Genomic DNA, 12648 nt, shown 5'->3' with positions numbered 1-12648 from the left:
GTAGGCCCCTGAGGCATGCCTCCAAGCATCCCGAGCCCGCGCTGAAAGCACGCGAGGAACCCGGGCGTTCCCGTGAAGAGCCGTGTCCCCGAGCGGGACAGGCAGGGGCTCAGCCCGCCAACGGGACGTTCACGGGGAGCTGGGGCTGGGAGGGGACGCCCAGGAGGTCTTCCACCGTGGAGACGAACGTCTCCGCCTCGGCCATGATCTCGTCGGCGTCGGCCGCGCTGACCCGGCTGACCATGCCCGCCTCCGCGGCGGCACGCTTGGCGGCGCTCACCGCGAAGTAGGCCGCCCACTCGGCCAGGTGCGGCTCGGCCTCGGGCAGCAGGTCCCAGGCGCTGCGCAGGCGGCGCCTGCGGCCCTCGGTGGGACGGGGACGGGCGGCCAGCATCGCCGCCGCCGCTCGAAGGGCTGCCAGGTGGGCCGCCACATATCGGGATGCCGGCGTGCGGGCGCCTGCCGCGTCCGCCAGGCAGGAACGTGAATCGGTCAAGTGCGCCCGAACCGCAGGCGACAGCCGGGGCCCGGGCGTTTCTCTAGGCCGTGGTGCCATCTTGCGCGCCTCCTTGGAGTCGTGGGCGGCTGCCGGCGTCTGAAGCCGGTGGAGCCAACACTCGCAGACGCCACCGACATTTCCGCCGGGCTGGCCGGACGAGGAGCTTCCCCTCTCCCCGTCCGGCCAGGACACGCCCACTCGTCTCCGCCGACGACGAGGACGCGCCCTTAGCCCGTGGAGCCTGGCCGCGGGTATCGCTTGGGGAAGCGAACGGCCCGCGACCAGGTCCTTGTGACGCTGAGCCGCGAGCCTCACCGTCACAAGGTCGAACATAATTTCGATCACGCTCGGTGTCAACCGATTCCACGAACACAGGTTCGACGTGTCGCGGTCCTACGGACGAAAAAGGGCCGTCGCCGCAAGAGAACGAGATGCGGCGACGGCCCTCAGGCCGTTCAAGGTGTCAGGCGTCGCTCAGGCGATGGAGAGGGCCCCTGACGGGCACAGGGTCACGGCGCGGCGGACGCCGTCCTCCAGCTCCTGCGGCGGCACCTTCTGCAGGAGCTCCACCGTGCCCTCGTCCTCGCTCTGGTCGAACACCTCCGGCACTGTCAGCGCGCACATGCCCGCGCCGATGCACACCGTCGTATCTGCCTTGATCTCCATGATGACCTACCAAGTGACTGGGAGGCGGTGCACGCCATAGATGCCCATATCCGAGCGCATCGGCACCTCCTCGGGTGTTACGGCCAAGCGTAGACCCGGGAAGCGGCGCAGCAGTGCGGGGTACGCGATGCGCATCTCGGCCCGCGCGAGCTGCTGTCCCAGGCACTGATGGATGCCGTGGCCGAAGGTCAGGTGCCCGCCCGCCTGCCTGGTGACGTCGAGCCGGTCGCCGTCGGGGAAGCGGGACGGGTCGCGGTTGACGGCGGGCAGCTGGAGGGTGACGGTCTCGCCCGCCTTGATGAGGTTGCCCTCGATCTCGACGTCCTCCAGCGCGGTACGGATCGGCCCGACGTGGATGATCGTGAGGTAGCGCAGCAGCTCCTCGACGCCGTTGTCCACCACCGACGGGTCGTCGCGCATGGCGGCGAGCTGGTCGGGGTTCGTGAGCAGCGCGTACGTCCCGAGCCCCAGCATGTTGGCGGTCGTCTCATGCCCGGCCACCAGCAGCAGGAACGAGACCCCGGTGAGCTCCTCGTCGTTCAGCTCCCCGCCCTCGATGAGCCCGCCGAGCAGGTCGTCGGACGGCTCCTTGCGCTTGCGCTGGATGAGCCCGTACAAGTACGCCATGACCCGGCCGAGCGCGGCGATCGCCTCCTCGGCCTTGGTCTCCAGGCTGAGCAGGAGCTTGGAGTTCTCCTGGAACTGCGCGCGGTCCTCGTACGGCACCCCGAGCAGCTCGCAGATCACCAGCGACGGGATGGGCAGCGCGAACATCTGCACGAGGTCCACGGGACCGCCGGCGGCGGCCATGCCGTCCAGGTGGGCGTTGACGATCTCCTCGATCCTGGACTCGAGCGCCTTCATCCGGCGCACGGTGAACTGCCCGGTGAGCAGCTTGCGGTAGCGCGTGTGGTCGGGCGGGTCCATCCGCAGGAAGACGCCCGCCGGCATCTTCCGCTCCCGCTGCATCCTCACCCGTTCCAGCTGGCTCGGCAGCGGCGGATGCGAGAGCTCCTGCCTGTTGCTGAAGTGCGGGTGCGCCAGGATGGCGCGGGCCGCCGAGTAGCGGGTCACCAGCCAGCCCCGATGGCCGTCTGGGTACGTCATGCGGTGCATGGCCCCCTGTTGTCGCAGCTCAGTGGCTTCATCAGGCGGGTCGAGCGGACGCCGGCGGGCCATGGGAAACGTGACGTCGGACATGCTGCGGCTCCTTTCCGAGTGACACCTCATAAAACCTCGTCCATTGCAAATTTTCAATCCATGCAAATAGGCACTGCTTGCACTATAGTTTCGGCATGGTGGAAAGCGGTGGCGTGGGGCTGCGGGAGCGCAAGAAGCAGCGCACGCGCCGGGCACTGGTCGAGGCCGCGCTCCGGCTGTTCGACGAGAAGGGCTACGAGGAGACCACACTCGCGGAGATCGCCGCGGCGGCCGACGTGTCGACGCGCACGTTCTTCAGCTACTTCGCGAGCAAGGAGGACGTGGTCTTCTACGACTCCGAGGGCCGGATGGAGCGGGCGGTCGCCGCGCTGGCCGACAGGGGGCCGGGCGAGTCGCCGGCCGACGTGCTGCGCAGGATCGTGGACGAGAGCCTGGAGTGGCTCACCACGTACGAGGAGTTCACGTTCGAGGACGCGGGGCTGCGGATACGGCTCGTCCTCAAGGAGCCGGCGCTGCAGGCGCGGGCGCTGATGATGCTGTTCGAGAACCAGGCCAGGATGGCGCGGGCGCTGCACGAGGCGTACCCGGACCAACTGGACCGGGTGGAGGCGGCCGCCGCGGTGGGGGCGGTGTTCGGCGCGGTGAAGCTGGCGATCATCACGAACATCGACAACGACCGGTCCGTGGAGCAGATGTGGCACACGGCGCGGCGCGCGGCCGAGATCACGCTCTCCGGCCTGTGCTCGCTCGGTTAGCCCTCGAGGGCCCTGTCTGGGAAACTGTCCGGAGGGGAGGGGGAGCCGGATGGCGAGGAGCAGGTGGCCGGTCGCTCTCGGCCTGCTGGCGCTGGGGCCGGTCCTGGCGGCGGCGTACGCGGGCGCGAACCTCGTGGCCATCAGGGCAGCCGTGAAGGCGCAGATCGCGGGCCCCGAGTGGGCGGGTGGCCGGCTCGGTCCCGACGGGATGACCGCGCTGGGCACCGACACGGGGCGGCTGGTCTCGTGGACCGCGCTGCTCGCGGGCGTCCTGGGCATGGTCTACGCCGTCATCGGCGTGCTCTTACGGAGGCGCGGCCGGGGCCGCACGTTCCTGTTCGTGCTGTCGGGCGTCCTGATCGTCCCGTACGCCCTCGCGGTCTTCGTGGCGCTGCTCAACCCCGTCAGGATGGCGGCGGAGCTCTACGACTCCCCCGACTTCGCCGACGGCATCCCCGCGTGGCAGGCGGGCACGGTCGCGATCCTGGTGCTGGCCGGGCTGGCACAGGCCGCAGGGCTGCGCATGGCCGCCGCCGAGGGCAGGCGGGCGACCACGGCTCCGGGAGAACCTCAGCCCTGAAGGCCGGACCTCACGGCCGCGGCGGGCCGGTCGAGCGGACCCGCCCGCCGGCGCTCAGCCGCAGCGCCCGTTCGACCAGGCCGTCCAGCCCATCTGGGCACCGCCCAGGCCGGTCGCGGCCCAGCCCGCCGGCGGGACCGCGCCGTACGGGACGACGGCGGTGCAGGCGCCCTCCGGAGGCCGCCCGCCGTAGAGCTCGATCTTCGTCCACGACACCCGGTACGCCAGCGGCACCCACACGTTCCACTTCACCCTCCTGTCCACCGCCACCCGCCCCGGGGGCGGCTTGGGCAGCCAGTCGGCACCGGACGGGGGCGCGGGCGCCTGCCCGGCCGTGAACGCGATGTCGATCAGCGCCAGCACGCCCACCACCAACAGCCGGGTGCGGCGGGTGGTGAGGAAGGCGGCCGCGATCAGGCAGGCCAGCATGATCAGGGCGGTCACCGAGGCGGTGACCAGGTCGAGCGAGTCGCGGTCGCCGGTGAGGAAGATCACCTCGGGGAAGTCGAACGCGATGAAGCCGTAGCGCACCAGCCGGTCCCCCGCGTACCAGGCGGCCGCCCCGCCGGTCAGCGCCATCAGCCCGGCGGCCGCCGCCGCGTGCCGCACGACGGCCAGTCGGCCGCCCTTCAGCAGCACGACCAGCCCGGCGAGGGTCCAGGCCACCGCGACGCAGGCCAGGTAGCGGCCGTAGACGTAGTTGCCGACGCGGTGCTCGTCCGGCAGGGCGGCCGAGGAGGCGTACGCGATGCCGAGGGTCGCGAGCAGCAGCGCGCCCGCCAGGACACGGTGCTGGAACGGCGCGGACCGCCGTACCAGCAGGGCCGCCGCGCCCGCCAGGCCGACGCCCGCGAGCCCCCAGGTGCCGACGATGAGGTACCAGAGCTGCCCGGCCGCTCCCGAGAGCGCCCACGCCTGCCCCTCGAGGGTCGTGAGCCTGGAGATGAGCAGTCCCGACAGGTCACGGGACCCGCCCGGGTACAACACGGCCGCCAGGGCCCCGTTGATCGCCTTCCCCGCCGCCACGACCACGGCGGCGCTCACCAGCGCCGCGACCGCCGGCATCACCATCCTCCGGCGGACCGCCGGCATCACCGTCCTCCGGCGGAGCGCCGCCGTCACCGTCTTCCAGCGGACCGCCGCCACCATCACGACCAGCACGCAGACCGCCAGGACGACCGTCCCCCGCAGGTGCGCCGCCATCGCGAACGCCGACAGCCCGCCCGCCGCCGCCCCGGCCCGCACCGACCGGTACGCGACCAGGTCGTGCACCGCGACCAGCCAGGCGAGCACGAGCACGGGCAGGATCGCATCGGTCAGCGCCAGCCCCGAGAACAGCAGCAGCGCCGGCGACAGCCCCGCCACGAACGCCGCGATCAGCGCGGTCCGCACGCCCAGCCCCAGCCGGCGCAGCAGCAGGTACGCCAGCGGGTACGCGCTCGCGGCCGCCATCGACCCCACCACGACCACCAGCCGGTAGGCCAGGACGGGATCGGAGGTGAGCCAGAAGATCGGGACCAGCAGGACCGGATACCCGCCGTGGTAGAAGGTCGAGCCGGTCAGATCGGCGCCGGGCCCGCCCGCCAGCCAGCGGGCGGCGAGCAGGTAACCGGTCTCGTCCGGGTTGGCCACCGGTCCGGTGTGGTACCGGTACAGCCACAGGCGCAGCCCCACGTGCGCGACCCACCCTGCCGCCAGCAGCCACCACAGCCGGGACCGGCTCTCGCGCCGCGCCGCCACGTGTGCGGGCGCAGGCGCCATGAACACCGTTGTCATGGACTCCCCCCAAGAAGGTCAGGGAGGGAGTCCAACAAAGGCCCCATAACGGGCCCGTCACCGTATGTGGTTATGCGCGCGTTATGCCGCCAAGGCCTCCGGTCACGCGCTCACCGGCACGCCCGTCTCAGGCGCGGCTGAACTTGCCCCGGACGTGCACGGGGACGCCCTTGCCGAGCATCCCCGGCAGCACCTCGGCCACGTTCATCGGCATGCGTACGCACCCGTGCGAAGCCGGGTAGAGCGGCACCGACAGCGCTCCGTGGAAGGCGATGCCGCCGTTGAAGAAGATCGGGTTGTAGAGCTGCCCCAGGTACGACCGGTGCCACCCGCGAGCGCGCCACGTCGTCCGGTAGTCGCCCGTCGGCGTCCTGGCCGAGCCGCAGAACCGCTGCTGCTTGCCCTGCCAGGTGGCGGTCTCGCAGTAGGGGACGCCGCTGCCCGAGGAGATGTGGGTGATCAGCTTCACCTGGCCGCCCACGTACAGGACCATGATCTGCTTGGTGAGGTTGACCTCGGCGCGGGTCGGCTTGCCGTTCCTGACCAGGACCTGGGGGGACTTCGGCGCCTCCAGCGCGTCCCACGTGCGGCTGGCGACGGTGCTGGACGGCCTGATGCCGTTCACCTTCTGGAACGCCCACACGGCCGCCAGCGTCGCACCGCCGTACCGGCCGTCGGCCGTGCCTGGGCGGTAGCCGAGCTCGGCCAGGCGCTGCTGCAGCCACTGGACGGCCTTGCCCTTGGAGCCCAGCTTGAGCGTCTTGCGCGGCGCGGTGACCGTGGCGGAAGGCCCGAAGTGCGCGCCCGCCGAGATGCGCGTGGCGACGGGGGACACAGCCGTCAGGACCGGTGACGCCGACGTCGAGCGTTGCGGCGCCTGTGCGCCACAGCCCGAGAGTGCGACAGCGCCAGCCGTCAGAAGAGCAGCCACTCCGGGCAGCCGTCGAGCCCCCACGCGTACCACCTCTCATACCATTATTGAATAGATCAGAGGACCCTACACCACTCGCCATGAACCAGTAATGAAGCGGTCAACTGTTTAGAGTGTGCCCATGCCTGAGAAGTTGCCGTCGAATGCCGTCGTCGTTCAATCCGCGCTGCGCGAACTGGGGGCGGGCGGCGAGATCGTCGTCCTGCCCGAGAAGGCCCCCACGGCCGCGACCGCCGCGGCTCAGCTCGGGTGCGAGGTCGGCGCCATCGCCAACAGCCTGATCTTCGACGCGGACGGCGCTCCGCTGCTGGTGCTGACGAGCGGGGCACACCGCGTGGACGTGGAGTTGATCGCCCGCACGGTGGGGGCCGCGAAGGTACGGCGTGCGACGCCGGAGTTCGTCAGGGCGGCGACCGGCCAGCCCATCGGCGGCGTGGCCCCGGTCGGGCACCCGGCGCCCGTGCGGACCGTGGTGGACAACTGGCTCGGCAAGCACGAGGTGGTGTGGGCGGCCGGAGGGCATCCGCTGACCGTTTTCCCGACGACGTTCGACGAGCTCGTGCGGATCACCGGGGGTACGGCTGCGGACGTCGAGTAATGTGCGACGGGTGATCGAGTTTCGCGGGGCGGGTCCGGCCGAGTTCACGGAGCGGCTGGAGACGGTGATCGACATTTACGCGGCTGCCATGGACCCGCCCGCGGAGCAGATCAACGGCCGTAAGACCATCATGCGAAATCACGCGACATATCCCCATTTTCAGTGTTATTTCGCAGAATTGCGCGATTCGTCCGTTTCTTCGCCCCTCACCGTGGGCTTCGCGTACGGCTTCCACGGCGCGCCCGGACAATGGTGGCACGACGTGGTCTACCGGGCCGTGACCGACCGTCTCGGCCGGGAGGCCGCCAACGCCTGGCTGGGCAACGCGTTCGAACTGGCCGAGATCCACGTCCACCCCGACTATCACGGCAAGGGCATCGGCCGCGCGATGATCCGCACCATCTGCGCCGGCCGCCCCGAGCGCTCGGCCGTCCTGTCCACCCATGACCAGCCCACGGCCGCCCGCCACCTCTACGCCAGCATGGGGTTCACCGACCTGCTCACGAGGTTCGTGTTCCCGGGCGGCCACGAGGACTACGCCATCATGGGCCGCCCCCTGCCCTTGACCTGACGGTGACCTGCTGAGGAACCCGTGACTGCTGGGTTTGTCTGGGCATGGCTTGGGGCACCATCCATTACGTAAGGTATCCGCTCCTTTACTCACCGTCTACTGTCCCCTGCCCGTCACCCGCCCGGTCCCCCTGCGGGCGGGTGGCGGGCCACCCCACCGCAGTACGGCGGTGTCCCGGGCGGCGGTACACCTCATCCAGCGCGCCTCACCCCAGCGCGCGACCCACCACCCGCCGCCCTCGTGACCCGCCACCGCGGGGCCCCTCCGGCGCAGGCGCGGCGGGATGGTGGCTGGAGCCGCCCGGCGCTACCTGGCGTCGGCCTTCGGACCCCGCCCAACGGTCTCAGGCGGAAAGAGCCACCCGCTCGAGGCGCTGGAAGACTTCGCGCGACGCGCTGGAGCGGTTGAACGTGATGAAGTGGATGCCCGGCGCGCCCTCGTCGAGCAGCCGCTGGCACAGCTCGGCCCCGTGCTCGATGCCGAGCCGCCGCACCGCCGCCGGGTCGTCCGCGACCGCCTCGAAGCGGGCCGCCACCTCCGGCGGGAACGGCGCGCCCGACAACTGCTCCGACCGCGCGATCGTGCTCATCTGCGTCACCGGCATGATGCACGGGATGATCGGCGTGTCGCACCCCTGGGCCGCCACCCGGTCGCGCAGCCGCAGATAGTCCTCGGCGCGGAAGAACATCTGCGTGATCGCGTAGTCGGCCCCCGCCTGGCACTTGCGGACGAAGTATTCGGTGTCGGACTCGATGGACGGCGAACGCGGATGCTTGTACGGGAAGGCGGCCACGCCGACGCAGAAGTCGCCCGCCTGCCTGATCAGCCGCACCAGGTCCTCGGCGTAGAGCACGCCCTCGGGGTGGCGCACCCACTCGGCCGCCGGGTCACCAGGGGGGTCGCCGCGCACGGCCAGGATGTTGCGCACCCCGGCGTCGGCGAAACGCCCCACCAGGTGGCGCAGCTCGCGGATCGAATGGTTGACCGCGGTGAAGTGCGCCACGGGCGTGAGCGTCGTGTCGTGCGCGATCCGCTCGACGATGTCGACCGTGCGGTCACGCGTGGAGCCGCCCGCGCCGTACGTCACGGACACGAACGTCGGCCGCAGCGACTCCAGCTCCCTGATCGCCTTCCAGAGCTGCCGCGCCCCCTCGTCGGTCTTCGGCGGGAAGAACTCGAAGGAGAACGACCGGCCACCGGCGGCGAGCAGGTCGCGGACGGTGGGAACACGATCGGGCAGGATGGAGGGTCGACCAAGCGCCATGCCCCAAGGTTACAGGTCAGCTCCCCACCGCAAGGTCATGGACGCACCACCCCAGGGAGCCGGCGCGTCACCCTGGGGGTCACAGCCATGTCACCTCCGAGGCACGGCAAGGCCTCCAGCACACCTGCGGATTCGATCCGGGCGCCCGGCCACTAGTCTCAAGGCATGACCACTGACGCCGCCGGCATGGACACCCTGCGCAAGCAGGTGGAGCGTGCTCTCGGAGCATTCGTCGAACGGCAGCTGCCCGCCACCGGCGATCCCGAGCTCGCGCCGCTGCGCACGGCCGCCGACGAGTTGCTGTCGGGCGGCAAGCGGCTGCGCCCGGCGTTCTGCTACTGGGGCTGGCGCGGCGCGGGCGGCACGGACGTGCCCGAGATCTTCACCGCCGCGGCCTCCTTGGAGCTGCTGCAGGCCAGCGCGCTGGTCCACGACGACGTGATGGACAAGAGCGATCTGCGCAGGGGGATGCCGTCCGCGCACCGCCGGTTCCAGTCGCTGCACGAGAAGTCGGGCTGGCACGGCGCCGCGGAGCAGTTCGGCGAGGGCGCGGCGATCCTGCTGGGCAACCTGCTGCTGATCTGGTCGGGCGAGATGTGGCGCACCAGCGGCCTGGCGCCCGAGTCGCTGGCGGCGGCCCAGCCGGTGCACGACCACATGCGCACCGAGCTGATGTGCGGACAATACCTCGACCTGCTGGAGCAGGCCCACGGGGAGAACACGTTCGAGTCGGCGCTGCGGGTGGCGCTGTTCAAGAGCGGCAAATACTCGGTGGAGCAGCCGCTCAGGCTCGGGCTGGTGCTCGCCGTCGGCAAGCTCATGCCATGGATGGACGAGCTCTGCACGGGGTACGGCACGCAGGTCGGGATCGCGTTCCAGCTCCGGGACGACATCCTGGGCGTGTTCGGCGACCCGGCGCAGACGGGCAAGCCCGCTGGGGACGACCTGCGCGAAGGCAAGCGGACGATGCTCGTCGCCCGCACCCTGGCGGCCGCCTCCCCCGCCGACGCGGCCACCGTGCGGCGGCTGCTGGGCGACCCTGAGCTGGACGAGCGCGGGGTGGAGACGTTGCGGCGGATCATCGACGACACCGGTGCGCTGCGGGAGTGCGAGGACCTGATCGGCGACTACCTGGGCAGGGCGCTGTCGGCGCTCGACGAGGCGCCGGTCACGGCCGAGGCCCGCACGGCGCTGACGGAGCTCGCCATCGCCGCCACCTCCCGCAACACCTGACGCGTAGCTGCGTCTCCGCCCAGGGGCTCGGCCCTCTGCCGGGTGCGCCGCGCACGCCAGGGCATCGCCGTCGCGGCCGCGCTCACACTCGCGACCACCGCCTTCGGCACCGACGCCTCCGAGGGCGATGCGCGCGCCGATCCGGGGCCGGGCGGTGCGGCGTCTGCGGCAGGCGGTGCCGCTTCACGGCGACCGCGGCGGCATCACGGGGCCACCGTCGCGCCGGCAAGCGCGGAGCCACCGCAGCCGCGCCAGTCGAGCCGCCGTCACCGCAGCCGCGCCAGTCGAGCCGCCGTCATCGAGTCCGTCACGAGCTCGTGGCCCGAGGCGCCCGCGGGGTGGCGGACGCCTCGGCACAAGGTGGATGGGGTGGATGGGGACACGGGTGGCCGCGTCAGGGCGGCCTGCGGGGTCAGCGGGAGGACAGGCGCTTGGCGAACTCCGCCGTGGCCGCCCCCGGGTCCTCCGCTTCCGTGATCGCGCGTACGACCACCACCCGGCTCACCCCGTACGACATCACCTCGTCCAGATTGGTGAGGTCGATGCCGCCGATCCCGAACCACGGCCGTGCGGTCTCCAGCGCGGCCGCGTGCCTGAGCAGCGGCGGGCCGGGGGCCGGGCGGCCCGGCTTGGTGGGCGTGGGCCAGACGGGGCCGCAGCAGAAATAGTCGACGCCCGGCTCCACGGCCGCGGCGGAAGCCTCGGCGGCGGAGTGGGTGGACCGGCCGATGACGATGTCGTCGCCGAGTATCTCTCGCGCGACCGTCACAGGAAGGTCGTCCTGCCCCAGGTGGAGCACGTCGGGCCGGGCGGCGTAGGCGATGTCCGCCCGGTCGTTGACGGCCAGCAGTTTGCCGTGCCGGTCGCAGGCGTCGCGGAAGACTTCGAGGAGTGCGAGTTCTTCGCGTGCCTCCAGGCCCTTCTCCCGCAGCTGGATGATGTCCACGCCGGCGGCCAGCACCGAATCGAGGAACTCTGCCAGGTCGCCGCGGTCGCGGCGGCCGTCGGTGCAGAGATAGAGGCGCGCCTCAGAAACCGAGGGCTTGGGCACGCCGCTTGACCTCCGTATGACGGCCGGCCTTGATCGCCTGGATGGGCGACCCCGGGAGCGACTCGTCTGGGGTGAAGAGCCAGCGCAGCGACTCGACATCGTCGAAGCCGGCATCCTGCAGCACGGTCAGCGTGCCGGGCAGGCCCTTCATCACGTCCTTTCCGTCGAGGAACACCGCAGGCACCTGCGGCCCGCCGCTGCCGCGGCGCACGCCGAGCAGCTTGTGGTCCTTGAGGAGTTGCTTGGCCCGCCCGATCGAAAGGTCAAGGCGCGAGGCCACTTCGGGGAGAGTGAGCCACTCTTCTACGAGCTGGTCGGTCTCCCGGTCGATCTGTGCAACAGAAAGCGTCACGAAACCACAACTACCACATGGCGTGCTTGCTCAAACAACACAATCCCGTAGGGGGACATCTGGATCTACCAGGCGTTCCACGTCGAGGCGGTGCCCCGCGTCGATGATCCGGCGCCCCTGTACGAGGTCGCGCGGCCGGTCCACGGCGAGCACCGCGGCGAGGGCGTCGTCGGCGGTGAGCCAGACGGCCGACCACTTGCCCTCCGGGTCGCCGCGGTAGACGAGCCGCTCCCCCGCCGGATGATGGCCGGCGTACTGCACCATGTGGCCGAACTGCTCCGACCAGAAGTACGGAACGGGATCGTAGGCCACGTCCTCGCCCAGCAGGCTCGCGGCGGCGACCTCGGGGGCGTTGAGCGCGGTGTCCCAGTGCTCGACCCTGAGCCTGGTCTGCCAGCGGCGCGACCACCAGGCGGCGCAGTCGCCGACGGCGACCGTGTCGGGCAGCGAGGCACGCAGGTGCTCGTCCACGACCACGCCGTTGTGCAGGTCGATGTCGGCGCCGGTGAGCCATTCGACGGCCGGGCGGACGCCGATGCCCGTGACGACCACGTGGGCCTCCACGAACTCGCCGCCGACCAGGCGCACGCCGCCCTCGTCCACGGAGTCGACCATGGTGCCGAGCCGCAGGTCGATCTCGTCGTACCAGCGCTGGGTGCGGGCCCCGATCTCGGCGCCGACGGCGGCCGCGAGCGGCGCGGGACCGGCCTCGATGACCGTCACCGCGCAGCCGGCGCGGCGGGCGGCGGTGGCCACCTCGGCGCCGATCCAGCCCGCGCCGATGACGGCGACGCGGGCGCCGGTGACGAGCATGGCCCTGAGCTCGTGGGCGTCGTCGATCGTGCGCAGCACGTGCTGCGGGCCGTCGCCGGGCAGCCTGATCGGCTCGGCCCCGGTGGCGATGACCAGCCCGTCGTAGCGCACCTCGCCCTCGGTGGTCTCGACGACGCCCTGGCGCAGCGACTTGGCGCTGACGCCCGGGCGGAAGTCCACGTCGATCGCGGCCAGGTCGGTGCCGACGTAGCTGGTGTCGGCGTCGCCGAACAGCACGGCCTTGGACAGCGGCGGGCGGTCGTAGGGGCGATGGCGCTCCTCACCGATCAGCGTGATCCTTCCGCCGAAACCGCGTCCGCGCAGCGCTTCCACGGTGCGCACCCCGGCCAGGCCGGCTCCTACCACCACGACATGATTCACGTTCATGACCATAACGG

14 protein-coding genes are annotated in these 12648 nt (G+C 71.4%); 5 read left to right on the top strand and 9 right to left on the bottom strand.

The annotated features are described in order from the left end of the window. Positions 1-109: 109 nt before the first annotated feature. The 3 genes from AB0J64_RS38750 to AB0J64_RS38740 all read right to left on the bottom strand — a co-directional run bounded on the left by AB0J64_RS38750 (position 110) and on the right by AB0J64_RS38740 (position 2365). The gene (locus AB0J64_RS38750; RefSeq protein ID WP_364038894.1) at positions 110-496 is read right to left on the bottom strand and encodes an SAV_6107 family HEPN domain-containing protein; all 387 of its coding nucleotides are present in this window, start codon (positions 494-496) and stop codon (positions 110-112) included. A 477-nt stretch (positions 497-973) separates the two neighbouring features. Further along, positions 974-1165 (bottom strand): ferredoxin, encoded by a 192-nt coding sequence (locus AB0J64_RS38745; protein ID WP_364038891.1) that lies wholly within the window; start codon positions 1163-1165, stop codon positions 974-976. A 6-nt stretch (positions 1166-1171) separates the two neighbouring features. Next, positions 1172-2365 carry a cytochrome P450 gene (locus AB0J64_RS38740; protein ID WP_364038889.1) on the bottom strand — a complete coding sequence of 398 codons (1194 nt, stop codon included), beginning with the start codon at positions 2363-2365 and terminating at the stop codon, positions 1172-1174. A gap of 95 nt (positions 2366-2460) precedes the next feature. On the opposite strand from AB0J64_RS38740, the gene AB0J64_RS38735 reads away from it, so the two are divergent. Both AB0J64_RS38735 and AB0J64_RS38730 read left to right on the top strand, forming a co-directional pair. Continuing rightward, positions 2461-3081 (top strand): helix-turn-helix domain-containing protein, encoded by a 621-nt coding sequence (locus AB0J64_RS38735; RefSeq protein ID WP_364038886.1) that lies wholly within the window; start codon positions 2461-2463, stop codon positions 3079-3081. Between the two features lie 49 nt (positions 3082-3130). Then, on the top strand, positions 3131-3661 hold the full coding sequence (locus AB0J64_RS38730; RefSeq protein ID WP_364038883.1) for a hypothetical protein: 531 nt from the start codon (positions 3131-3133) through the stop codon (positions 3659-3661). Between the two features lie 54 nt (positions 3662-3715). Here AB0J64_RS38730 and AB0J64_RS38725 read toward each other — a convergent pair whose 3' ends face one another. Further along, positions 3716-5437, bottom strand: a complete 1722-nt coding sequence (locus tag AB0J64_RS38725; RefSeq protein WP_364038880.1) for a hypothetical protein — start codon at positions 5435-5437, stop codon at positions 3716-3718. Between the two features lie 127 nt (positions 5438-5564). Continuing rightward, the gene (locus AB0J64_RS38720) at positions 5565-6272 is read right to left on the bottom strand and encodes a L,D-transpeptidase family protein (RefSeq protein WP_364038877.1); all 708 of its coding nucleotides are present in this window, start codon (positions 6270-6272) and stop codon (positions 5565-5567) included. Positions 6273-6489: 217 nt separating this feature from the next. Here AB0J64_RS38720 and AB0J64_RS38715 point away from each other — a divergent pair, with 217 nt between their 5' ends. After that, on the top strand, positions 6490-6966 hold the full coding sequence (locus AB0J64_RS38715) for a YbaK/EbsC family protein (RefSeq protein WP_364038874.1): 477 nt from the start codon (positions 6490-6492) through the stop codon (positions 6964-6966). 10 nt (positions 6967-6976) lie between these two features. Beyond that, a complete protein-coding gene (locus tag AB0J64_RS38710) occupies positions 6977-7537 on the top strand; it encodes a GNAT family N-acetyltransferase (RefSeq protein ID WP_364038871.1) in 561 nt (186 codons plus the stop codon). A gap of 343 nt (positions 7538-7880) precedes the next feature. On the opposite strand, the gene metF is transcribed toward AB0J64_RS38710, so the two are convergent. Further along, positions 7881-8801, bottom strand: a complete 921-nt coding sequence (gene metF / locus AB0J64_RS38705; RefSeq protein ID WP_364038868.1) for a methylenetetrahydrofolate reductase [NAD(P)H] — start codon at positions 8799-8801, stop codon at positions 7881-7883. Between the two features lie 165 nt (positions 8802-8966). Between metF and AB0J64_RS38700 the strand changes: the two genes are divergently transcribed. Then, the gene (locus tag AB0J64_RS38700; RefSeq protein ID WP_364038865.1) at positions 8967-10034 is read left to right on the top strand and encodes a polyprenyl synthetase family protein; all 1068 of its coding nucleotides are present in this window, start codon (positions 8967-8969) and stop codon (positions 10032-10034) included. 412 nt (positions 10035-10446) lie between these two features. Here AB0J64_RS38700 and thiE read toward each other — a convergent pair whose 3' ends face one another. From thiE to AB0J64_RS38685, 3 genes are read right to left on the bottom strand one after another with little or no spacing between them, the layout of a single operon-like run. Continuing rightward, complete coding sequence (gene thiE, locus AB0J64_RS38695) at positions 10447-11085, bottom strand: thiamine phosphate synthase (protein WP_364038862.1); 639 nt, start codon at positions 11083-11085, stop codon at positions 10447-10449. Then, entirely contained in the window at positions 11063-11437 is a 375-nt protein-coding gene (locus tag AB0J64_RS38690; RefSeq protein ID WP_364038859.1) for an Rv2175c family DNA-binding protein, read from the bottom strand. The genes thiE and AB0J64_RS38690 overlap by 23 nt, the downstream gene beginning before the upstream one ends. A gap of 30 nt (positions 11438-11467) precedes the next feature. Then, a complete protein-coding gene (locus tag AB0J64_RS38685) occupies positions 11468-12637 on the bottom strand; it encodes an FAD-dependent oxidoreductase (protein WP_364038856.1) in 1170 nt (389 codons plus the stop codon). Between the last annotated feature and the right edge of the window lie 11 nt (positions 12638-12648).

The organism is Nonomuraea sp. NPDC049695 (assembly GCF_040674955.1).
Lineage (GTDB): Bacteria > Actinomycetota > Actinomycetes > Streptosporangiales > Streptosporangiaceae > Nonomuraea > Nonomuraea helvata.
The sequence above is the reverse complement of the archived record's forward strand: the minus strand, read 5'-3'. Positions and strand labels throughout refer to the sequence as shown.

Coding starts and splice junctions, on each gene's coding strand:
- AB0J64_RS38745 (WP_364038891.1), bottom strand. CDS start 1,165: ATGGAGATCAAGGCAGATACGACGGTGTGCATCGGCGCGGGCATGTGC.
- AB0J64_RS38740 (WP_364038889.1), bottom strand. CDS start 2,365: ATGTCCGACGTCACGTTTCCCATGGCCCGCCGGCGTCCGCTCGACCCG.
- AB0J64_RS38735 (WP_364038886.1), top strand. CDS start 2,461: ATGGTGGAAAGCGGTGGCGTGGGGCTGCGGGAGCGCAAGAAGCAGCGC.
- AB0J64_RS38730 (WP_364038883.1), top strand. CDS start 3,131: ATGGCGAGGAGCAGGTGGCCGGTCGCTCTCGGCCTGCTGGCGCTGGGG.
- AB0J64_RS38725 (WP_364038880.1), bottom strand. CDS start 5,437: ATGACAACGGTGTTCATGGCGCCTGCGCCCGCACACGTGGCGGCGCGG.
- AB0J64_RS38715 (WP_364038874.1), top strand. CDS start 6,490: ATGCCTGAGAAGTTGCCGTCGAATGCCGTCGTCGTTCAATCCGCGCTG.
- metF (WP_364038868.1), bottom strand. CDS start 8,801: ATGGCGCTTGGTCGACCCTCCATCCTGCCCGATCGTGTTCCCACCGTC.
- AB0J64_RS38700 (WP_364038865.1), top strand. CDS start 8,967: ATGACCACTGACGCCGCCGGCATGGACACCCTGCGCAAGCAGGTGGAG.
- AB0J64_RS38685 (WP_364038856.1), bottom strand. CDS start 12,637: ATGAACGTGAATCATGTCGTGGTGGTAGGAGCCGGCCTGGCCGGGGTG.